The organism is Synechococcus sp. JA-2-3B'a(2-13) (assembly GCF_000013225.1).
Lineage (GTDB): Bacteria > Cyanobacteriota > Cyanobacteriia > Thermostichales > Thermostichaceae > Thermostichus.
In genome coordinates this window covers 2,968,296-2,987,903 of sequence record NC_007776.1, presented here as the reverse complement: position 1 = coordinate 2,987,903, position 19,608 = coordinate 2,968,296, and the positions used below count along the sequence as shown (strand labels likewise).

General features: G+C 58.4%; 17 protein-coding genes, 1 tRNA gene and 1 pseudogene. 8 read left to right on the top strand and 11 right to left on the bottom strand.

Going from position 1 to position 19,608, the window contains the following annotated elements:
* The first annotated feature begins 5 nt into the window (after positions 1-5).
* From rplS to CYB_RS13720, 4 genes are all read left to right on the top strand, one after another.
* Positions 6-371 carry a 50S ribosomal protein L19 gene (gene rplS, locus CYB_RS13735; protein WP_041437725.1) on the top strand — a complete coding sequence of 122 codons (366 nt, stop codon included), beginning with the start codon at positions 6-8 and terminating at the stop codon, positions 369-371.
* Positions 372-438: 67 nt separating this feature from the next.
* Positions 439-511, top strand: a tRNA-Trp gene (locus tag CYB_RS13730).
* Between the two features lie 69 nt (positions 512-580).
* On the top strand, positions 581-1,405 hold the full coding sequence (locus tag CYB_RS13725) for a tetratricopeptide repeat protein (RefSeq protein ID WP_041437723.1): 825 nt from the start codon (positions 581-583) through the stop codon (positions 1,403-1,405).
* A 402-nt stretch (positions 1,406-1,807) separates the two neighbouring features.
* Complete coding sequence (locus tag CYB_RS13720; protein ID WP_148202781.1) at positions 1,808-2,230, top strand: hypothetical protein; 423 nt, start codon at positions 1,808-1,810, stop codon at positions 2,228-2,230.
* Positions 2,231-2,381: 151 nt separating this feature from the next.
* Here CYB_RS13720 and pgl read toward each other — a convergent pair whose 3' ends face one another.
* Both pgl and CYB_RS13710 read right to left on the bottom strand, forming a co-directional pair.
* Entirely contained in the window at positions 2,382-3,113 is a 732-nt protein-coding gene (gene pgl, locus CYB_RS13715) for a 6-phosphogluconolactonase (protein WP_011434423.1), read from the bottom strand.
* 86 nt (positions 3,114-3,199) lie between these two features.
* Positions 3,200-4,207, bottom strand: a complete 1,008-nt coding sequence (locus CYB_RS13710) for a phosphoribulokinase (RefSeq protein WP_011434422.1) — start codon at positions 4,205-4,207, stop codon at positions 3,200-3,202.
* 351 nt (positions 4,208-4,558) lie between these two features.
* On the opposite strand from CYB_RS13710, the gene CYB_RS13705 reads away from it, so the two are divergent.
* From CYB_RS13705 to CYB_RS13695, 3 genes are all read left to right on the top strand, one after another.
* Complete coding sequence (locus CYB_RS13705; RefSeq protein ID WP_011434421.1) at positions 4,559-5,449, top strand: ferredoxin--NADP(+) reductase; 891 nt, start codon at positions 4,559-4,561, stop codon at positions 5,447-5,449.
* A gap of 83 nt (positions 5,450-5,532) precedes the next feature.
* Complete coding sequence (gene leuS / locus CYB_RS13700) at positions 5,533-8,238, top strand: leucine--tRNA ligase (protein ID WP_049749604.1); 2,706 nt, start codon at positions 5,533-5,535, stop codon at positions 8,236-8,238.
* Between the two features lie 132 nt (positions 8,239-8,370).
* Positions 8,371-9,762 carry a TldD/PmbA family protein gene (locus CYB_RS13695; RefSeq protein WP_011434419.1) on the top strand — a complete coding sequence of 464 codons (1,392 nt, stop codon included), beginning with the start codon at positions 8,371-8,373 and terminating at the stop codon, positions 9,760-9,762.
* A 234-nt stretch (positions 9,763-9,996) separates the two neighbouring features.
* On the opposite strand, the pseudogene CYB_RS13690 reads toward CYB_RS13695, so the two are convergent.
* The 9 genes and pseudogenes from CYB_RS13690 to CYB_RS15265 all read right to left on the bottom strand — a co-directional run.
* Positions 9,997-10,269 (bottom strand): annotated as a pseudogene (locus CYB_RS13690) (CHRD domain-containing protein); the annotation flags it as partial.
* 364 nt (positions 10,270-10,633) lie between these two features.
* Positions 10,634-11,092, bottom strand: a complete 459-nt coding sequence (locus CYB_RS13685; RefSeq protein WP_011434417.1) for a fasciclin domain-containing protein — start codon at positions 11,090-11,092, stop codon at positions 10,634-10,636.
* Between the two features lie 81 nt (positions 11,093-11,173).
* Positions 11,174-12,484 carry a CO2 hydration protein gene (locus CYB_RS13680; protein WP_011434416.1) on the bottom strand — a complete coding sequence of 437 codons (1,311 nt, stop codon included), beginning with the start codon at positions 12,482-12,484 and terminating at the stop codon, positions 11,174-11,176.
* A gap of 58 nt (positions 12,485-12,542) precedes the next feature.
* Entirely contained in the window at positions 12,543-14,078 is a 1,536-nt protein-coding gene (locus tag CYB_RS13675) for an NADH-quinone oxidoreductase subunit M (protein WP_011434415.1), read from the bottom strand.
* A gap of 50 nt (positions 14,079-14,128) precedes the next feature.
* Positions 14,129-15,964: an NAD(P)H-quinone oxidoreductase subunit F gene (locus tag CYB_RS13670; RefSeq protein ID WP_011434414.1), complete on the bottom strand. Its 1,836-nt coding sequence runs from the start codon at positions 15,962-15,964 to the stop codon at positions 14,129-14,131.
* A gap of 405 nt (positions 15,965-16,369) precedes the next feature.
* Positions 16,370-17,326 carry an NAD(P)H-binding protein gene (locus CYB_RS13665; RefSeq protein WP_011434413.1) on the bottom strand — a complete coding sequence of 319 codons (957 nt, stop codon included), beginning with the start codon at positions 17,324-17,326 and terminating at the stop codon, positions 16,370-16,372.
* A 140-nt stretch (positions 17,327-17,466) separates the two neighbouring features.
* On the bottom strand, positions 17,467-17,757 hold the full coding sequence (locus tag CYB_RS13660; RefSeq protein WP_011434412.1) for a 4a-hydroxytetrahydrobiopterin dehydratase: 291 nt from the start codon (positions 17,755-17,757) through the stop codon (positions 17,467-17,469).
* A 78-nt stretch (positions 17,758-17,835) separates the two neighbouring features.
* On the bottom strand, positions 17,836-18,372 hold the full coding sequence (locus tag CYB_RS13655) for a GNAT family N-acetyltransferase (protein ID WP_011434411.1): 537 nt from the start codon (positions 18,370-18,372) through the stop codon (positions 17,836-17,838).
* Positions 18,373-18,374: 2 nt separating this feature from the next.
* The gene (locus tag CYB_RS15265) at positions 18,375-18,533 is read right to left on the bottom strand and encodes a hypothetical protein (RefSeq protein ID WP_011434410.1); all 159 of its coding nucleotides are present in this window, start codon (positions 18,531-18,533) and stop codon (positions 18,375-18,377) included.
* A gap of 187 nt (positions 18,534-18,720) precedes the next feature.
* Between CYB_RS15265 and CYB_RS13650 the strand changes: the two genes are divergently transcribed.
* Positions 18,721-19,563 (top strand): cysteine hydrolase family protein, encoded by an 843-nt coding sequence (locus CYB_RS13650; RefSeq protein WP_238376823.1) that lies wholly within the window; start codon positions 18,721-18,723, stop codon positions 19,561-19,563.
* Positions 19,564-19,608 lie beyond the last annotated feature (45 nt).

Below are 19,608 nucleotides of genomic sequence, written 5' to 3'. Positions count from 1 at the left end.
TTCGCATCAACGCTGAGGAGATCATCCGCTCCATTGAAGCTGCCCAGATGAAGCCGGATCTGCCGGAGATTCGGGTTGGGGATCAGGTACGGGTGGGAGTTCGCATTCAAGAGGGGGGCAAGGAGCGGGTACAAGCCTTTGAGGGCACGGTCATTGCCATGCGCCACTCCGGCATTAACCGCACCATCACGGTGCGCAAGGTTTTCCAGGGAATCGGCGTGGAGCGGGTTTTCCTCATTCACTCCCCGCGCATCGAGTCGATTCAGGTGCTGCGGCGGGGTAAAGTGCGTCGGGCCAAGCTGTTCTATTTGCGGGATCGGGTGGGCAAAGCCACTCGCATCAAGGCTAAGGCAGAGAGCCCAGATAGTTGAGGAACAGCTCCTCTGAAAATTAGGTGTACCTGCTACACTGGGTAAGCGGGTGTAACCTTTGGCCAATGCGTCCTTAGTTCAGTTGGTAGAACGTCGGTCTCCAAAACCGGATGTCGGGGGTTCGAGTCCTCCAGGGCGCGCTAACCATCAGACCCCCTGCGGCGATGGCTTCAGGTGGGGACACCCCATCCAAGGTGGTTTTTGCAGCCATGAAGTCCGTCAGTGTACCCAACCTACTCCCTGCGCTGCTGCTGGGGCTGCTGTTTTGGCTAGGGATCCCTATCTGGCCTGGATCGGGTGTGGTGGCAACGGCAGCGAGCAACAGGGTAGATCACGAGATCGATCGACTGTTTGAGGAGGCCTTTGCGGCTACTCAGAGGGGAGATTTTGCCCGGGCGGAAGCCCTGTGGACTCAACTGTTGCAGATCCAGCCTGATAATCCAGCCCTGTGGAGCAACCGGGGCAATGCCCGTGTCAGCCAGCACCAACTGCAGGCAGCTCTGGAGGATTACGCTGAGGCCATTCGTTTGGCCCCTGAGGCGCCGGATCCCTATCTAAATCGAGGAACTGCTCTGGAGGGGCTGGGGCGGTGGCAGGAGGCGATTGCAGACTACGAACGAGTGTTGCAGTTGGATCCCAACGATGCGGCGGCCTACAACAACCGCGGCAATGCGGAAGCAGGGCTGGGCCAATGGCAACAGGCTTTGGCCGACTACCGCCGCGCCACAGAATTGGCTCCCGACTACGCCTTCGCTCAGGCCAACTATGCTCTGAGCCTCTACCAGGTGGGTGAAACAGAAGCTGCCCTGCGCTTGATGCGGGCTCTGGTGCGCAAGTACCCGAAGTTTCCAGATATGCGGGCTGCTCTCAGCGCCATTCTTTGGGCGCAGGGTCGCCAGGGAGAGGCTGAAAGTCACTGGGTGGCTGTGCAAGGACTGGATCCCCGCTACGCCGACCTGGAATGGGTGAAAACCGTCCGCCGTTGGCCACCGGCAATGGTGGCAGCTCTGGAGCGTTTCCTTTCTCTCAAGTAGTGAGGCTTACGATTGCGGCGGAGGCACTCTGGGTCTTGACTCTGCGCATTGACGAAACAGTTGCTGGGGATCCCCGCAGCCAGAGTCTCAGGTTACATCCTGTCTGGGGGGATGGAGATTGCTAGATTGGGATCAAGCCGAGGGCGGATTCCAGCAGCAGGCTTAACCCAGAGCCAAGAGAGCGCAGAGGGATCCCAAAGGCTTTCAGCGAGCTGTGAAAAAAACTGTGTAAGGGATTGCTTCCTGCGACACCTTTTCGCCTTTTTCTTCGTCTGTTTTAGACCTATCGCGGCGCGTGGTATCAACGTGAGTGCAATGGCTTGTTTCTCTCGCTCTTCTTCCTTCCTCCCCGATTGGAGAGGGGGGCTGCGAAGTCACTGGAGCTGGGCAGGGCTGTTGCTCGTGGTTCTGCAGATTGGGCAACCCGCCGTGGCTCAGACGGAAACCCGAGTTTGGAGCGGAACCGGCCAAATTTTGAGCGGCCAGGGGCAGGGGGCGACGGTGCAATTGATCTTGGAAACGGGTGGCGGGCGTATCTGGAGCCAATCGGGGCCGGCTTTGGATGCACCCTTTTCCGGCGGCCATATTTCGGTAACCAGCGGTGATGGCACCTGGCAAATCCAATCGCAAGGGGATCAGTTGTTGGTTACCTTTTACCGCGGCGAGCAGATCATCCGCTGGCAACTGCGGCCCATGGGCGAGATCCCCAGCTCTTCCCCTTCTGCGCCATCCAGCTCCCTGAGCAGTGACTCCGCCCAGCCCGTAGCGCTGCCCGTCCAAGAGCTGGTGATTCCAGTACTGAAGAATTTGCCCGGTACCCCCTGAGGGATCCCTGCCCCGCCGGTTCTCGACCCATGAAACCTGGTGCGTTGGCCGCTGGGGCTATCAAACCTGTGGCCACTGGAATGGGCTGGGATGATTTTGGGGGCGGTGGGCCTGGGGATCCTATCCCATCGGCAGTTAGCCCGCCTGTTGTTTAGCTGAGCAGCGGGACACAGGGCAGGGGCAGTTGAGCTGCTGCCGCCGCATCCAGCAACCACAGCAGCCGTCCTCTGGGGTTTACGCGCTGGCAGGGTAGGTGGGCCTCGGTGGTCAGCGCCTCTTTCACGATGGGGGCTTTGTTCGCTCCGGTTACCAGGAACACCACCTGGGCTGCTTGGTTCAGAACAGGATAGGTCAAGGTTAGACGCGGCTCCTGCCCTTTTTGCCCCACCGTCACCCAGCGGTGCTGCACCTGCAGAGCGGCGGTGTCGGGAAATAGAGAAGCTGTGTGGCCGTCTTCCCCCACCCCCAGCCATACCAGGTCGAGAGAAGGGCACTCTGCACCGAAAATCTGCCGTAGGGTGGCCTCGTATTCGGCAGCATCGCGAAGGGGATCCCCCGCTTGGGTAGGCATGGGGAAAACTTGAGCTGCCGGGATCCCGATCTGCTGCAGCAGGGTTTCTCGTACCATGCGGTAGTTGCTTTCAGGGTGATCCGGGGGAACATAGCGCTCATCCCCCCAGAACAGCCAGGTTTGTTGCCAAGGGATCCCTGGGGTTTGGGCCAGGGCAGCATACAGCTTCTTGGGGGTGCTCCCTCCCGCCAAGGCCACCGTAAAGCGTCCCCGCTCGCGAATGGCAGCGGCTGACCGAGCTTGCCAAATCTCGATGGCCCGTTGGATTAAGACGGGGCCCTCCGGAAAGATCTCCAACTGGAATCCCTGCATACACCGAAGCCCTACTGCCGACCTATGCTGGGTCAGCCGACCTGCACCAACACTTTACCGAAGGGATCCCCTAAGCGGGGCAAACACTAGGAAGCCACCGCCAGCTCTTTGGCTTCTGCCCGAATTTGCTCGTAGAGGGCGCGCAGCTTCAGGCCCACGATGATCTGAATCAGACCAGAGCCATTGCGGGATCCCGGGTATTCCGGGTGCTTGCGCAACAGTTCCGTCAGCTCGCCATAGTAGCGGGTGGACAAGTTGCTCAGGTGGTTCTCGATGTAGATGACCTCTTCCAGCTTGTCGAAGGTGCCGTCGATCTCCAGAATCGAAACCGGGTGCTCGAAGTAGGTGGAAGGGCCATAGTGGAGGCGGATCCCTGGATAGGAACAAGTCAGCTTTTTGCCGCAGGGGATCCAATCAATGGTGGAGCCTTCGTCAAAGAGATAGACATGGTCGAAGTACTTCACCCCTTCCCGCTGGATCAGCCGCACCCGCAGTACTTTGTGCTCTGGATCCAGCTCCGGCAACAACTGGGTAGGCAAAACCTCAATGACGGCATCGGCGTACTGCTTCTGCACATCGACATAGGCTTCAAAGTCCGGGCGGCGAGCCTCGATTGAGCGCAACACATCTTCGTAGGTGTGGCCCCGCTCGGCCATGTCCCGCTTCACCTTCCAAGCAATCTTGATCTCCGGCGCCAGATCCAAGTACACCTTAAAGTCCAGCAGCTCGCGCACCCGCTCGTCATACATGGGATGCAGCCCCTCTAGGACGATGATGCGGTTGGGCTCCACCAGCTCCGGCGGGTCAATCATCCCCGTCTCGTGGTTGTAGATGGGCTTCATCACGCTTTGGCCGTTCTTGAGCGCCTTGGCCTGCTCGTACATCAGGTCGAAGTTGTTGGCGCGGGGATCCAGCGCCGTGATGCCCTTCTCTTTGCGCTGGTAGCGATCCAAGGAGTGATAGTCATCCAGACAGATGGTGGTAATCAGATCCCGGCCAAATAGATCCCCCAGCCGGCGTAAAAAGGTGGACTTGCCACAGCCAGAATCTCCGGCGACACCAATCATCACAACACGATCAGGACTGCTTGCCATGGGAACTCCTTGGGGACGGGCAGGGCAAAACTGAGAAAAAGGCTCTAGAAAGTTACCAACTGTTACGGCCTTGCATGATACCAAATAAAGCCGTTACATCACAAGCCGCTGGCAGGCCAGAGCTGTGGGCACCACAAGCAACAATTTAACAAAAAATCCATATTTTTGGCCGATGAGCTTGGCCGGGATTATTTTTCCGGGGTTGCCGCTCTCAGGACGGCCTGGGGGGCTGGCGAAGGTCGTCTGCTTCTCCTCTGACAAGTTCCATTTGAGCAGCCGGGCTGCTGTGGTGTTTGCTATTTTGCTATATGTAAACTCATTTCCTCCCAGTGCCAGGAGCAGATCGCAGGTATGGTTGCCAGCGCAGAAAAGCGAGAGGTTGTCGTCAATCTGTATCGTCCCAACGCACCGTTGATCGGCCACTGCGTGGAGACCTACTCCATTGTCGGTGAAGGAGCACCCGGACTGACTAAGCACATTGTGCTCAGCTTGCCGGATCCCAACTACCGCTACCTAGAAGGGCAAAGCGTTGGCATTATCCCTCCTGGCGAAGATGCCAAGGGCAAGCCCCACAAGCCCCGCCTCTACTCGATTGCTTCCACCCGCTTTGGCGATGATGGCGAGGGGCGCACCGTCTCTTTGAGCGTGAAGCGGGCCGAATATGTCGATAGAGAGACAGGCCAGCCGGGGGTGGGGGTCTGCTCCGGCTTCCTCACCGATTTGAAGGCAGGCGACGAGGTGATGATCACGGGGCCATCGGGGAAAACCTTCCTACTGCCCGAAGATGAGAATGCCAACCTGATCTTGATCGCCACCGGCACCGGCATTGCCCCTTTTCGCGCTTTCATCAAGCACCTGTTTGAGGAGGATCCCAACTATCAGGGCAAGATCTGGCTGTTCTTTGGGGTGCCCACCACCTCCACCTTGCTCTACCACGGGGATCTGGAGGCCTGGAAAGCCCAGTACGGGGATCGCTTCCGCGTCGATTACGCCATCAGCCGCGAGCAACAAACCCCCGATGGCAAGAAAATGTACGTGCAAAACCGCATGGCCGAGTACGGCGCCGAGCTGTGGGAGATGCTGCAACAGCCCAACACCTACACCTACATCTGCGGCCTCAAGGGGATGGAGGACGGGATCAACAACGTCATGGGGCCTTTGGCGGAACAAGCCGGTCAGGATTGGAGCAAGTTCCAGAAGGAACTGAAGAAAGCAGACAGGTGGCACGAAGAAACCTACTGATCCCTGCTTGTGATCCCTGCTTGTCGGTTTGTCAGCGCCAATAGGGATCCCGTTCCTTGCTTGAGAGCACTGGCGTGGGGAGTATGTCAAAATGCTTCTATCTCCCAGCGTATGCGCTTTTTTCCCAGGAGCATCGAACCGTGGACGCGCGCTACAATCCCCAGGCCATCGAGAGCAAGTGGCAAGCCCACTGGCGTGAAATCGGGCTGGATCGCACCCCAGAGCTGAAGGACGGGAGCCGCAAATTTTATGCTCTGTCCATGTTCCCCTATCCCAGCGGCAACCTGCACATGGGGCATGTGCGCAATTACACCATCACCGATGTAATTGCCCGCCACAAACGAATGCAGGGATACGCGGTGTTGCACCCGATGGGCTGGGATGCCTTTGGCCTGCCGGCGGAGAATGCCGCCATCGACCGGGGGATCCCACCGGCCAAGTGGACCTACCAAAACATTGCCCAGATGCGGGAGCAACTGCAGCGGCTGGGGCTCTCCTACGACTGGGAGCGGGAGATCACCACCTGCGCCCCCGACTACTACAAGTGGACGCAGTGGCTCTTCCTGCAATTTTTCAAGGCCGGCCTGGCCTACCAGAAGGAAGCGCCAGTGAACTGGGATCCGGTGGATCAGACGGTGTTGGCCAACGAGCAGGTGGATGCGGAGGGGCGTTCCTGGAGATCCGGCGCCCTGGTGGAAAAGCGCATGCTCAAGCAGTGGTTTTTCAAAATCACCGCCTATGCCGACCAACTGCTGGCGGATCTGGAAAAGCTCTCCGGCTGGCCGGAGCGGGTGCGCACCATGCAGGAGAATTGGATTGGCCAATCGGTGGGGGCTAAGGTGATTTTCAAAACCGAGGCGGGGGACGAGCTGGCAGTGTTCACCACCCGGCCCGATACCCTCTGGGGGGCCACCTTCATGGTGATGTCGCCGGAGCACCCCTTGGTGGACAAGCTCACCACTGCCGAGCAACTGCAGGCCGTCAGAGCCTATCAAGCCCAGGCCGCTGCCCGCAGCGAGATCGAGCGCAGCGCTGAAGACCGGGAAAAGACAGGGGTTTGGACGGGATCCTACGCCATCAACCCCGTCAACCAAGAGCGAATCCCCATCTGGATTGCCGACTATGTGCTGATGGGCTACGGTACGGGGGCCATTATGGCCGTGCCTGCCCACGACCAGCGGGATTTCGAGTTTGCCCGCAAGTTCGGCCTGCCCATCAAGCGGGTGGTGCAGCCGCCGGAGGGTTCCTTATCCTCGACGGATCGCGCCAGCGGGACGGAGTCCTCAGAACTGCAGGCTGCCTGGACGGGGGAAGGGGTGATGATCAACTCTGGCCCCCTAGACGGGATCCCGGTGGGCAAAGGCCCAGGGCAAAGCGTGGAAAGAGCCATCGCCTGGCTGGAAGCCCAGGGGCTGGGGGAAAAGCAGATCAACTACCGCCTGCGGGATTGGCTGATCTCGCGGCAGCGCTACTGGGGTTGTCCCATCCCGGTGATCCATTGTCCCCACTGTGGCATTGTGCCGGTGCCGGAGAAGGATCTGCCGGTGCTCTTGCCGGAGGATGTGGAGCTGACGGGGCGAGGGGGATCCCCGTTGGCCCAGTTGGAGGACTGGGTGAAGGTGAAGTGCCCCACCTGTGGCGCGGAGGCTCGCCGGGAAACCGATACCATGGACACCTTCATCTGCTCGTCGTGGTACTTCCTGCGCTTTAGCGATGCCCGCAACGACCGAGAGATCTTCCGCAAAGACCGGGTGAACGCCTGGCTGCCGGTGGATCAGTACGTGGGCGGCATCGAGCACGCCATCCTGCACCTGCTCTATTCCCGCTTTTTTACCAAGGTGTTGCGGGATCGGGGGCTGCTGGATTTTGACGAGCCGTTCCTGCGTCTGCTCACCCAGGGGATGGTGCAAGGGCGCACTTACTACAACCCCAACAAGTCCGGCAAGGATCGCTGGATCCCGGCAGCTCTGGTGAAGGATCCCGACAACCCCACAGATCCGGAGACCGGCGAACCCCTGGAAGTGATCTATGCCACCATGTCCAAATCCAAGGGCAACGGCGTGGATCCCGAGGAGGTGCTGGCCCACTACGGGGCGGATACGGCCCGCATGTTTATCCTCTTCAAGGCCCCGCCGGAGAAGGATCTGGAGTGGGACGATGCCGATGTGGAGGGGCAATTTCGCTTTCTCAACCGCGTCTGGCGGCAGGTGTACGAGTTTGTCGTTCGCGGTGGCGGGACGGAGTCCTGGCGGGGCAGGGTCTCAGAGCTGTTGCCGGCCAAGGTCGAGGTGGGATCCCTGACCAAGGCGGAAAAAGATCTGCGCCGGGCCATCCACACCGCCATCAAGGAAGTCAGCGAAGATCTGGAAAACGATTATCAATTCAACACCGCCATTGCCGAGCTGATGAAGCTGAGCAATGCTCTGGGGGAGGCCGGGATCCCGGATTCGCCGGTCTATGCAGAGGGGATCCGCACGCTGGTGTTGCTGATGGCGCCTTTTGCCCCCCATATTGCGGAGGAGCTGTGGCAGGCGCTGGGGGGCGCAGACTCGGTGCATCGGCAGTCTTGGCCCAGCTATGACCCGGCAGCGCTGGTGGCCGACACGGTGACCATTGTGATTCAGGTGAACGGCAAATTGCGCGGCTCGTTTGAGGCCCCTGCCGAGGTAACGCCGGAGGAGCAGGAACAGTTGGCCCTTCGGTCAGAAGCAGCGCAGAAATACCTGGAGGGGGCAACACCCAAAAAAGTGGTGGTGGTGCCGAAAAAGCTGGTTAACTTTGTCCTCTAACGGCGGGCCTGGCCAAAATGTTCCGCACTGCTGACACGAACGGGATCGGGGCTTTCACTCGGCGTGGCAGCTCATCGACTTTCCAGGATCGGGCTATGCTGGACTGAGGACTACACCCATCTCCCTGTTGCTATGCGAGACCTTCTGCGCGACATCCTTCGGGACTGCTCTGGCTTTGTGGAACTGCGCTACCACGGCAAGGTGTTTCGCAGCATCACTGCCGAGAAGGGCCGCCTTGAGCGCACCGCGGTTCGTCGCCGTTCCGGAGTGGGGGTGCGGGTGTTGGAGGCCGGCACTTGGGGCTTTGCTGCCACCGGGGATCCCTCGCCGGCTGCCATTCGGGAGGCCATCGCTGAAGCTCGCCGTGCCGCCCAAGCCAGCGCCGACTACCGCAAGCAAAAGCTGGGATCCCTGCCCAGTGTGCGGCTGGCCCAAGGGGAGTTCTGCGAGCCCGGTGTGGAGGAGGTGTTGAACAAACCGCTGGAGGCGAAGATCCAGTTGGCTTTGGAAACCGAGGCGCAGGCCCGGCAGGCCTCTCGCCAAATTAGCTCCGCCAGTTGCACCTACAACGAGATCTACGAGGAAAAAGCCATTGTCACCACCGATGGGGCGGATGTGGCCTTTCGTCTGGTGCGCCCCGAGCTGCGAGTTCAGGCGGTGGCCGAAGCTGCCGGCCAGCTCAGCAGTGGCTCCGAGGCCATTGGGGTAACGGGGGGATGGGATTGCCTGTTCCGCTCGGATCCCTTGCAGATGGCGGAAAAGGCGGCTGCTACCGCTGTTGACTTGTTGTCCGCAGGCTACGCGGAAGGGGGATGGGCCACGGTTATTCTGTCGCCTTCCATCGTGGGGCTATTGGTGCACGAGGCCATTGGCCACACTGTCGAAGCGGATTTTGTCCTGGCGGGTTCTGTGGCTGCCGGCAAGCTGGGGCAGCGGGTGGCCAGCGACTTGGTTACTCTCAAAGACTCCGGCCATTCGGAGTTTATGCCAGGGGCAGGGGGAACCCTTCCTGTGGACGACGAGGGCGTTCCTACCCAAAGCACCACCATCATCCAAAACGGCATTCTGGTCAGCTATCTCCACAACCGCGAAACTGCCGCCCACTTTGGGGTGGAGCCCACCGGCAATGCCCGCGCCTGGGAATACGCCGATGAGCCTTTGATCCGCATGCGCAACACCTTCATCGAGCCCGGATCCCAAACGCTAGAGGAAATCATCGCCAGCACTCCCGATGGCTACTTCCTGGATGGGGCCAGGAACGGGCAGGCGGACTCCACCGGCGAGTTTATGTTTGGGGTAGAGCGGGCCTACCGCATTCGCGATGGCAAGCTGGCGGAGTTGCTGCGCGGTGTCACCATCACCGGCAATGCTTTTGAGGTGCTGCAATCGGTGGATGCCGTCTCGCGGGACTTCCTGTGGGACTTGGGATCCGGCCATTGTGGCAAGGGTCAACCGGCCAAGGTGGATGCAGGCGGCCCCTACATTCGCTGTCGGGCCATTGTGGGCGGACAGCAACCTGTGTAGTTATTCCCTTGGCGCTCCACAGCTAGCCCAGAGGTGAAGCCTACAGCTCGCTCTGTAAAGGGGACTGGCAGGCCAGCTCCAGGACTACCGAAAGCTGCTGGCCAGGAGCTACACAGAAACTCTGTCCTGCCGGCCCGACTGACCGTGGGGGAGTTCACAGAACAGCCAATCCGTCCGCAAAAATTAGGGATCCCCTCACCTGCGGGGATCCCAGATGGGGTACTGGATCAAACCTTAGCGAGGGAAAACCACCTGGGCTCGCAACTCGCCCGGCGGGTTGGCCTGCGTGTGAATGTTGATGTAGTAAGCTCCGGCCAAAAAGCTGGAGACTTGCTCAGGGGTGAGGTTGGCTTCCAGTCGGAAATTCCCCGACTGATTGCCTGGATTCGGCAACATGTTCAAGACAAAGACCACCGGCCCTGTGGCCTGGGCGAAAGATTGTCCTGGCTGCGGCTGAGCAATGTGAATGTGCCCAGGGCCAAAATCAGCAATGGGTAGAAGTGGGGTTGTGAGATTTGTAAAGCTTCCTTAACCGCTGAGAAACAAGACAGCAACCAGGCAAAAGCCGCAAAAAGCCTCGAAAATTGAACGAGGCCGAAGGGCAAAACCGATCAACAACATGGAAAAAGCTCCTCGGTCAGAGAACAGGCCAAATAAGTTACGTATCAGGCCAAGCTTCGGATTCATCTCTGGGTTTAAAAGATGGCAAAATCCCCGCTACCAAGAGACAAAAGCCCCTACCCTGTGGGGGTTGGGGGATGGTGTAGACTGCACGCGGAGCAGAAATCTCTGACCGTACCCATTGGAAGGCATAGCCGGGGAGAGTGTTCACCAAGGCACTTTCCCCAACCTCCGTTCAGGATGGATCCGTTTATCCTCTGGCCGAGGCGGCCAAAGCAGAGTTCATGATCGGCCAGAACCAGTGGGGCCGCATCAGGATGACGGTGTCAATGACGTGGATGATGCCGTTATCGGCTTCGATGTCCGCTTGGATAACGGTGGCGTTATTGACCTCGAAAACGTCCCCTTCGATCAACAAGTCGATGGGGGATCCCTCTACCGAGCCCACACTTTGGTACTTGGCCAAATCTGCCTTTTTCAAGCGGCCGGGCACCACGTGGTAACACAGGATGCGAGTCAGTTGGGGGATATTTTGCACCAGGGTGGTGATGGTGCCAGGAGGCAGCTTGGCAAAAGCCCCATCGGTGGGGGCAAAAACGGTAAAGGGGCCAGGGCTTTTGAGAGTGTCTACCAGGTTTGCCGCTTTAACGGCAGTTACCAAGGTGGAAAAACCCTCAGCAGAGACCGCAATATCGACAATATCGGGCATGGCCGGGATCCTTTTGCTGTGAAGTTGTTGCTAACTGGATTGCTGCTCGAAAGGCTTTGAGATCATTAAAGTTGCCACGGGCTAGCGATAATTCTGATCCTGAATGTAGGCGAGGCGGGCTGCTTCCCGGATCCCATATTCCGGTCGGGTGAAGCGATTGAGTTGTCCCTCAAAATAACGGCGGTTCATCATCAAGTGCCGTGGATTTGGATCATCAAGGGGATACAAGAAAGCGGCCCTTCCCGCCTGAATCACGGCTGAGGTGACGTTGTACATGGAGCGCTGGAAGCTAACCCCCAATTGAATCAGCATGTCCTCTTCGCCGCGGCAATGCTTGCGATAATACTCCACCAAATACTGGGGCAAAAAGTGGTACATATCCTGGTGCAAGAGCGTGGGCGGGATCCCGGCGGTGCCCACCGGAAACTTATCGGCGTAGAGGATCCCGTAGTGAAAGTCCAACTGGTTGGTGGGAACTTCGTTGGCCTGAGCGTTGTAGGACTTGGTGCCGCGGAAAGGAGAGGTGCGATAAAACACGGCCTCTACATAGGGGAAAGCGGCCTCATATAGCCAGGTAAATCCCTTGGATTTGGGCACAATATCGTACCATTCTCCCCGAATGCGCACGCGATGGTAGATGGGTCGTCCGGCAATGGCGAAGATCCCGTTGACCAGAAAGTTCATCGCCTCCGGCACGCTGGTAATTTTGCCTTCATCGTAGAGATCGCTCATCTCAAAAAAGACCGGAGCCATCACCTCCCAAAACAGGCCCAACACCGAGTACATGGTGGCCTGGCGGCACAGCTCCAAAAACATATCGGGGAAGAGCTTGTATAGCCCCATCAACAAGGGGTTGCCCTGGCAATAGGCGCGGATGGCGCGGTCGGCATTTTGCTTGTATTCTTCGGAATCCATGTAGGGATCCAGCAAGCCCCCCATATCCCGGTGCCAGAGCATGGCCCGCATACATTCTTCGGCAAATTCCATGTTGATGCGGTCATGCCAAAGGTGATGCAAAATCCGCGGCAGCTTGCGCTTGAGCTCCCCTTTTTCCATGAACTCCAGCAGTTCCGGGTGGGCCGTAGCGGGGCCGCGCCAAATGCGCAAATCGGCATTATCCCCCGCGTAGTGGTTGGCCAGCTTCAAATATTCTTCGGGAATGATGAACTTAAAAAAGGGCAAGGGATCCACAAACACCTGCTCGGCAATGTAGAGCAGATCGCGCCAGTAAAAGTCCATCGGCACCGCATAGGCTTTGTAGAGGCCGATAATTTGCATCAGGTTTTCCGGCGTATCCGGCAGCATCGATCCCCCAGCCTCCAAGCGGTGGACTACATCCGCAAAAGGGTGGGTAGAAGGGGGAAGCTTGCGGGTTGTAAGGGTTGTCGTCATGGAAGAAGTCTCCAACTCTTCAAAAGTCCTGGCTCCATAGGGGGCATCTGCTGGGATCTCAATTCCTGGGAGTTTCCCGCTTGCCTGGATCGGCTCCAGAGAGGGTGATGGGGGCAAGGTCACCGGCTGATGCCAGGATAAGCGTTTGCGCTTGAGCCACCTGGGTGGATAGGGTAAACGCCAAGGGTTGTGGCCATTTCACCAGGCTCATGGGCTGGATCCCAAACCAAACGATCAAGGCCGTCAAAATAAGCCCCGGGATCCGCTCCCAGCCATGCACGCGCGGGTAGTAGGCGGTGCGGTTGTCCAACCTGCCAAAGCAGGTGCGGTTCAGCAAAATCACAAAGTACACCGCCGTCAAGCCGGTGCCACAGATGCTGATCAAAGTGGGCAGAGGAAAATCTTGGTAGCTGCCCTGGAAGATCAAAAACTCCGCCACAAAGCCCACCAGGCCAGGGATCCCGGCGCTGGCCATCCCCCCCAAGATGAGCAGAGCACTCACCGTGGGCAAGCCCCGCAAGGGGTTGAGCAGGCCGTTGAGCACATCCAGATCGCGGGTTCCCACTTTGCGCTCCACCAAGCCCACCAAATCGAACAGCAGCGCCAAGATGAGACCATGGGAGACCATCTGCACCATCGCCCCGGTCAGGCTAATGGGGGTGGCTGCCGCCATGCCCAGCAAGATGTAGCCCATGTGGCCAATGGAGCTGTAGGCCACCATGCGCTTGATGTCTTTTTGGGCGATGGCTGCCAAAGCCCCGGACAACACGGCAATGGCTCCCCACCAGGCTAGGATCCCGCCCAGGTCGGCCCAAGCTTGGGGAAACAACTGCAGCCCAAAGCGAAACAGACCGTACGTGCCTAACTTGGAGAGGATCCCTCCCAGGAGGATGGCCACTGGCGGCGACGACTCCCCGTATGCATCAGGCAACCAGGTGTGGAAGGGGATCAGCGGCATCTTAATGCCGAAAGCCACGATCAAGGCCAACAGCGTCAAGGTCTGGGCAACAGGGCTGAGAGAGGTGATGCGGATCTCCAGCAGCTCAAAGCTATGGGGATCCCCCAGCCAGTAGATGGCCAAAAAGGCCCCCAACAGAAAGATGGCGGAAACGGCGGTGTAAATCAAAAACTTGATGGCAGCATAATCCCGCTTGGGGCTGCCCCAAATGGAGATGAGCAGGTAGATCGGGATCAGCACCAGCTCGTAAAACAAGAAGAACAAAAGCAGGTTCTGGGCAACAAAAGCCCCGTTGACCGACCCGCTCATGAACAAAATGCAGCCGTATAAGAGGTTGGGCCGCTTCACCTCTGGCTCAGCTGTCAGCACCGCAATCAGCGTGAGCAGCCCATTCAAAGCCACCATCAGCAGGGAAAACCCGTCCAGGCCCAGGGAGTAGCTCAGCCCAATTGCCGGGATCCAATCCCACCGCTGCACCCACTGCAGCCCTTCCGCTTGCAGGTCAAAGTTGGCAAACAGCAGCAGCGAGATCCCCAGCAGGATCCCGGCCAAGGCCACCGCCAGCTTTCGCCCCCCCAAGCCTAAGAACAGGAGCAGGGATCCCAAGATCGGCAACACAATCAAGGCACTCAGCATGGTCTTTTCCCTCTTTATCTAAGGACTCCGTCCCGCTACCTTGCCCAAGCCTAGAGAATCAGCCAGCCCAGCAGGGCCACCCCCACCACAATCGTCAGCACGTAGGCTTGCAACTGGCCAGAGGTGGTGTATTTCAAAACCTGTCCACCCGCCAATACCGCCAAGCTGGTCAAATTTACCAAGCCGTCTACCACATAGCGGTCGAACAAGGCTGTAACCTCAGAGATGATGCGTACCGCAAACACCACACTGGCCCGGTAGAGCTTGGGGGTGTAGAAGTCGTTGGCCAACAAATCCTGCCAGTCGGCCAAGAAGGCCCAGTCCACCGGCTGCCGCTGCGGACGCAGATACAGCCAGGCTCCCAAGGCAATGCCTGTCAAGCTGGAGCCCGTCATTACCCCAACAGGGATCCCTTCCAGAGCGGGAATCAGACCTAGTGCCGATAGGATCATGGGCATGTGCAGCGTTACCCCCATCATGGCGGTGCTGGGCAACATCATCGGCCAATGCACCTCTGGCGAGCGCTCGCTCATCTGCTGCGGTTTGCCCCCCCAAACAAGGCCAAATACCCGCGTTAGCCCCAGCGCCGTCACCGCATTGGTAACCAGCACAACTGCCGCCCACAACCCCTGCCCCGGTTGCACCAACTGCTGCCAGAGATCCGTCAGCACCCAAAAGGAGCCGAAGGGAGGCAAAGCGATGATTCCAGCCATCCCGGTCAAGAAGCACAGCCCCGAGATAGGGCGCCGCGACCACAAGCCTCCTAGATAGCGCAGATCCTGGGTAATGCTGTTCCAGATCACCATGCCCAGCGCCATCACCAACAGGGCCATCGCGGGCGCATAGGTCAGCAGCAACCCATAGGCTTGCTGGGGATGACCGGTGCCCACCGCCACAAAGATCAAGCCCATGTAGGCGCTCACCAGATAAGACAGGGCCCGCTTGGCATCGATCTGGGCCAAGGCCACTAGGGATCCCCCCACCGCCGTCAAGCTGCCGATAGTCAGCATCACCTTCAGCACCGTTGGGGAAAGCTCGTAGAGGGGTTGCAGGCGAATCAACACCCAGGCCCCTGTGCCCACCACCACCGCATTGCGCAAGATCGTCGAGGGGATCGGCCCTTCCATCGCCTCATCCAGCCACAGGTGCAGAGGAAATTGGGCACACTTGCCTACGGGGCCGGCCAGCAACCCCAGCCCTACCAGGGCCAGCAGGGTGGGATCCACAGTGACAGATCCTGCCTGCACCGCCTCAGCCCAAGCCGCCAAATCCTCAAACTCCCAGGAGCCGGTCAGGGGATAGATGGCGATTACCCCCATCAAGAGCAACAGGTCGCCGATGCGCTTGGTTAAAAAAGCATCCCGCGCTCCCGTCACCACCAGCGATTGGTTGAACCAAAAGCCCACCAACAGGTAAGTGCCCAGGGTCAAAATCTCCAGGATCACGTAGCTGAAAAAGAGGGAGTCGCACAAAGCCAAGGCACACATCCCCCCCTCAAACAGGCCCAGCAGGGAGAAAAACCGCGCCCAGCCCCAGTCCATTTCCATGTAGCCAAAGCCGTAGATCTGGGCCACCAGGTTCAGACCCGTCACCACAGCGCAGGCCCCCAGAGTTACCGATGACACCTGCAGCGGCAGCTCTAACATTAGATCCCCCACCTGCAGCCAAGGCAACCGAATGACCTGCGCCGGCTGATCCCAAATCGCCACCAGCGCTCCCACACTGTGAAGGAAAGCCACTAAGGTCAGCAGGGCATTCAAATAACCTGCCGGACGTGGTCCCGTGCGCCGGGTGATTCCTGGGGACCAGATCAGCGCTCCCGCCCACGCCACCAAAGCGTAGAGGGGAATCAGCCATGCAGTTGTGACCAGCCCGTTCAAGCTCATAATCCTCCTTCGGCCAGGGATCTTGGCCAAACTGGAACACTTGCTGAGATCCTGTAAAAAATCTTAAGCAGCATCTTAGCTGCAAATTAGGATAGATAAAAATTGAACTTCTCGATGAGATCTATAGACAAAAGTCTATACCTTAGCAAGGGGCAACAGAGGTTACTCTCTTGTTGTCACCACCTCACTCTCTAAAGCGTAGATGGGAATAAACTCCTTGGGAACTCAGGATCCCCGGCTGCGCAGATACCGTGAATGGCTCTAGGACATCCCCGAAGTTCTGCTGCCCTACTTCCGGTCTTCGATAGGCTAACGCAAGCAGGATCCCATTCACCTCTTCATCCCAAGGCTACCATCGTAAGTCCCTGTGAAATTGCCAAGAAGATGAAGATTGAGAACAACGACCTAGAAGGGCGTTTTGACTTTAGGTTGCTTGACCTTCAGCTCGCGAATCCGTTTCAACATCTTCTGGAAATACTCCGCCAGGTAGTCCTCAAGAGAGGTCAGAGAGGCCAGTTCAATCCCCAGGGTTTCGCATACAGGCGTCATATCGGCGTGCATGGGTTCTTTGGCCGCGATCACCTCCACAAACGCCAGCCGGTCGGCAATGTTCCAGCTCCACTGAAAAAACTGCGCCACCTTGCGCGCCCCTCTCAGCAGTCCCAGCGGCATGGTGCTGACTTTGGCCTTTTTGCCGGAGAGCTGCTCGCACAAGGCAATGACTTCTCGAGCCGTCCAAGCCTTGGGCCCCACCAAGGGAAAGATTTGCTGCTTGGCAGCTTCTACAGTGAGAGCTCGCACCGCAAACCGGGCTGCATCTAGGGTGTCTAGGTAGGCCGTTGGCATGCCCTCGCCGGTTACCCAGACGATTTGTTCTTCCAAGATGGGGATGGCGTACTGGCCAATCAACCCCTGCATAAAGCCCGCTGGCCGGAAAATGGTGTAGGGCATCTGGGATCCGATCAAATACTTCTCAATGTGATGCTTGAAATTCATCAGGGGCACATTGGGATACTCGTGGTGGGCGCCCATGATGGAGAAAAAGATAAAATGCCCTACCTGGGCAGCCCGTGCCGCATTGATCAGGGCAACCTTGCCATCCCAGTCCACCTGACGGGCGCTGAGGGTGTCGGTCACCCGCACCGTAGCACAGTCGAGCACCGCCTCGATGTCTTCCATCGCGGAGTTGAGGGTGCTGGGCTGAAGCAGGTTTCCCACCTTCAGGTGAGCGCCCCATTCACTTAAGAAAGCAGCCTTTGCCGGATTTCGCACCAGACAGGTAACTTGGTGTCCCTCTTCGATGGCTCGGCGTACCACTTGACGGCCCAGCGTTCCCGTCGCCCCCACAACCAGCACGTTCATAAAATTATCATTTCTTAACCTTAGGCTTAGTCTATCAGACCAGCGCAACTCCCGACACAACCTTAGAGGCAGCAACAAACCAATGGGGATCCTCTGCCAAGCCGGCTTTGAGGGATCCCCAAAGTTGGGTACTGAAGCGTCTAGCTGGCCAGCTCGTTCATGCGTTGCGCCAGGGTAAAGTCCAGTTCTGTAATGCCCCCGGCATCGTGGGTGGTGAGATCCACCCGCACGCGGTTGTAGACATTGCTCCATTCGGGGTGGTGCCCCATGCTTTCGGCCACCAAGGCCACACTGCTCATCCAGCCAAAGGCTTCGACAAAGGAACCAAACTGAAATTGGCGATGCAGCTTTCCCTCCCGCAAAGACCAGCCCGGCAGTTTCTCCAGCTTGGCCTGGATCTCGGCTTCACTTAGCTTGACGGGTCTGGACATGGGCGTTCCCTCCGGTCGATGCCATCGTTTTCATCACGCTTTCATCAAAGGAGCAACTGAGAGCGGATCCCGGCTTATTCACAAAACTTCATGACCTTTGTATTCATGCTCTTCTACATGCGCGTCTATGGGCGCGGGGCTGAGCGGCTTGTACAACCAGTAGCCTTGTACAGCAAAGTGAGCCTGCTGATAGAAATGGAGGGCGGCTTGGTTGTGATGGTAAACCTGCAGGGTAATGGCCGCCAGCTGCTGCTGAGATCCCCAGCGTTCCACCTGTTGCATCAAAGCTCTGCCCAGGCCCTGCCGGCGATGGGCGGGATCCACCCAGAGCAGAAAAATGTAGGCTACCCGCCGATGGGTGGCTTGATCGGTGGAGATGCCGGCCCAAACACAGCCCACCGGCTCTGCAGTTTCTTCTTTCAAGATCCACCAGCAGGGGGTGCGGGGTGGGTCGAAGAGGCGATCCAGCGTCTCTTCTAGGTGATCCCAGTTGCTTTGCTCTGGAAAAGATTCCTGCAACGTGGCCTGCAATCCTCGTCGCACCCAGGGCCGATCCCAGGCTGAACCGATGCGCCAACGATAACCCACAGGCAGAGGGATCCCTTGTTCAGCCATCCTCAGGCATTTGCAGAAAGGGCCACAGGCGTCGCTTCTTCTAGAGGGGCAGGCTGGGCCATATCCTCCGGCAGAAACGAGCGAATGCTCACCACCACCAGGGTAAACAGAAACACCAGCAGGATGAGAGCGGGAAAGATATATTGCCGCAGGATGCTCATGCTTCTACATAATCATTTCAAGTTTCTACAGCATAGCGTGCAGGGAGGGATCCCTGGGTACCCTTTCGGATCATCCTCATCTCAATCCCTATCAACTGACCCTGGGGGATCCCATGCGTTAATAAGGTGAGAAAGTGTAGCCTATGATTCCAAAGTCAGGTCAGCTGTGCATTAAGGTCGAGCGTAGTTGTGGGTCATCACTCAACTGCCCAACCTGATCCCACTGCTGCGCGACGCGAGCGGAGAATCCATGAGCACCCCCAATCGCCCCTTGAAGACCCTTGGGATCCCTCCCAATGCCTGGGCTGTGAATGCCGAAATGGCCGACCTCACCCGTCCGCCCTTGGATCCCCGGCCCATCCTGCTACCCACCTCCAGCAAAACCCTGCGCTTGGATCTGGCCAAAGCGGCGTTGTTGGTGATCGACATGCAAAACGACTTTTGTCATCCCGACGGTTGGCTGGCCAGCATTGGCGTCGATGTTACACCTGCACGGGCTCCCATCGGCCCTCTAAAAGCCCTGCTGCCCCGCCTGCGACAAGCTCAAGTGCCGATTGTGTGGGTGAACTGGGGCAATCGCCCTGACTTGCTCAACATCAGCGCCGGCTTGCGACATGTGTACAACCCCACCGGAGAGGGAGTAGGGCTGGGGGATCCCTTGCCTAAGAACGGGTCTTTGGTCCTCACGCGGGGCAGTTGGGGCGCTGCTGTGGTGGAGGAACTGGAGGTCAAGCCCGAGGATATCTGGGTGGATAAGTTCCGCATGAGCGGCTTTTGGGATACCCCTCTCGATAGCATTCTCAGAAACCTGGGGCGCACCACCCTCTTTTTTGCCGGCGTGAACATCGACCAGTGCGTCATGACCACGCTGCAAGATGCCAATTTCCTCGGCTACGACTGCATTTTGCTGGAAGACTGCGCCGCCACCACCTCTCCTGAATACTGTTTGCTAGCTACCCTCTACAACGTCAAGCAGTGCTTTGGCTTTGTCGCCTCCTCCTCAGATTTGCTCGCGGCTCTCCCCTGTTAGCACTTGCCCACTATTCACCCCTCATCTCTTGAGCGGAGGATCCGG

Excerpts from the sequence above, each read along its gene's own strand:
- CYB_RS13725 (WP_041437723.1), top strand. The coding sequence starts at position 581 with ATGAAGTCCGTCAGTGTACCCAACCTACTCCCTGCGCTGCTGCTGGGG.
- pgl (WP_011434423.1), bottom strand. The coding sequence starts at position 3,113 with ATGCAGGGATTCCAGTTGGAGATCTTTCCGGAGGGCCCCGTCTTAATC.
- CYB_RS13710 (WP_011434422.1), bottom strand. The coding sequence starts at position 4,207 with ATGGCAAGCAGTCCTGATCGTGTTGTGATGATTGGTGTCGCCGGAGAT.
- CYB_RS13705 (WP_011434421.1), top strand. The coding sequence starts at position 4,559 with ATGGTTGCCAGCGCAGAAAAGCGAGAGGTTGTCGTCAATCTGTATCGT.
- leuS (WP_049749604.1), top strand. The coding sequence starts at position 5,533 with ATGTCAAAATGCTTCTATCTCCCAGCGTATGCGCTTTTTTCCCAGGAG.
- CYB_RS13695 (WP_011434419.1), top strand. The coding sequence starts at position 8,371 with ATGCGAGACCTTCTGCGCGACATCCTTCGGGACTGCTCTGGCTTTGTG.
- CYB_RS13685 (WP_011434417.1), bottom strand. The coding sequence starts at position 11,092 with ATGCCCGATATTGTCGATATTGCGGTCTCTGCTGAGGGTTTTTCCACC.
- CYB_RS13680 (WP_011434416.1), bottom strand. The coding sequence starts at position 12,484 with ATGACGACAACCCTTACAACCCGCAAGCTTCCCCCTTCTACCCACCCT.
- CYB_RS13675 (WP_011434415.1), bottom strand. The coding sequence starts at position 14,078 with ATGCTGAGTGCCTTGATTGTGTTGCCGATCTTGGGATCCCTGCTCCTG.
- CYB_RS13670 (WP_011434414.1), bottom strand. The coding sequence starts at position 15,964 with ATGAGCTTGAACGGGCTGGTCACAACTGCATGGCTGATTCCCCTCTAC.
- CYB_RS13665 (WP_011434413.1), bottom strand. The coding sequence starts at position 17,326 with ATGAACGTGCTGGTTGTGGGGGCGACGGGAACGCTGGGCCGTCAAGTG.
- CYB_RS13660 (WP_011434412.1), bottom strand. The coding sequence starts at position 17,757 with ATGTCCAGACCCGTCAAGCTAAGTGAAGCCGAGATCCAGGCCAAGCTG.
- CYB_RS13655 (WP_011434411.1), bottom strand. The coding sequence starts at position 18,372 with ATGGCTGAACAAGGGATCCCTCTGCCTGTGGGTTATCGTTGGCGCATC.
- CYB_RS15265 (WP_011434410.1), bottom strand. The coding sequence starts at position 18,533 with ATGAGCATCCTGCGGCAATATATCTTTCCCGCTCTCATCCTGCTGGTG.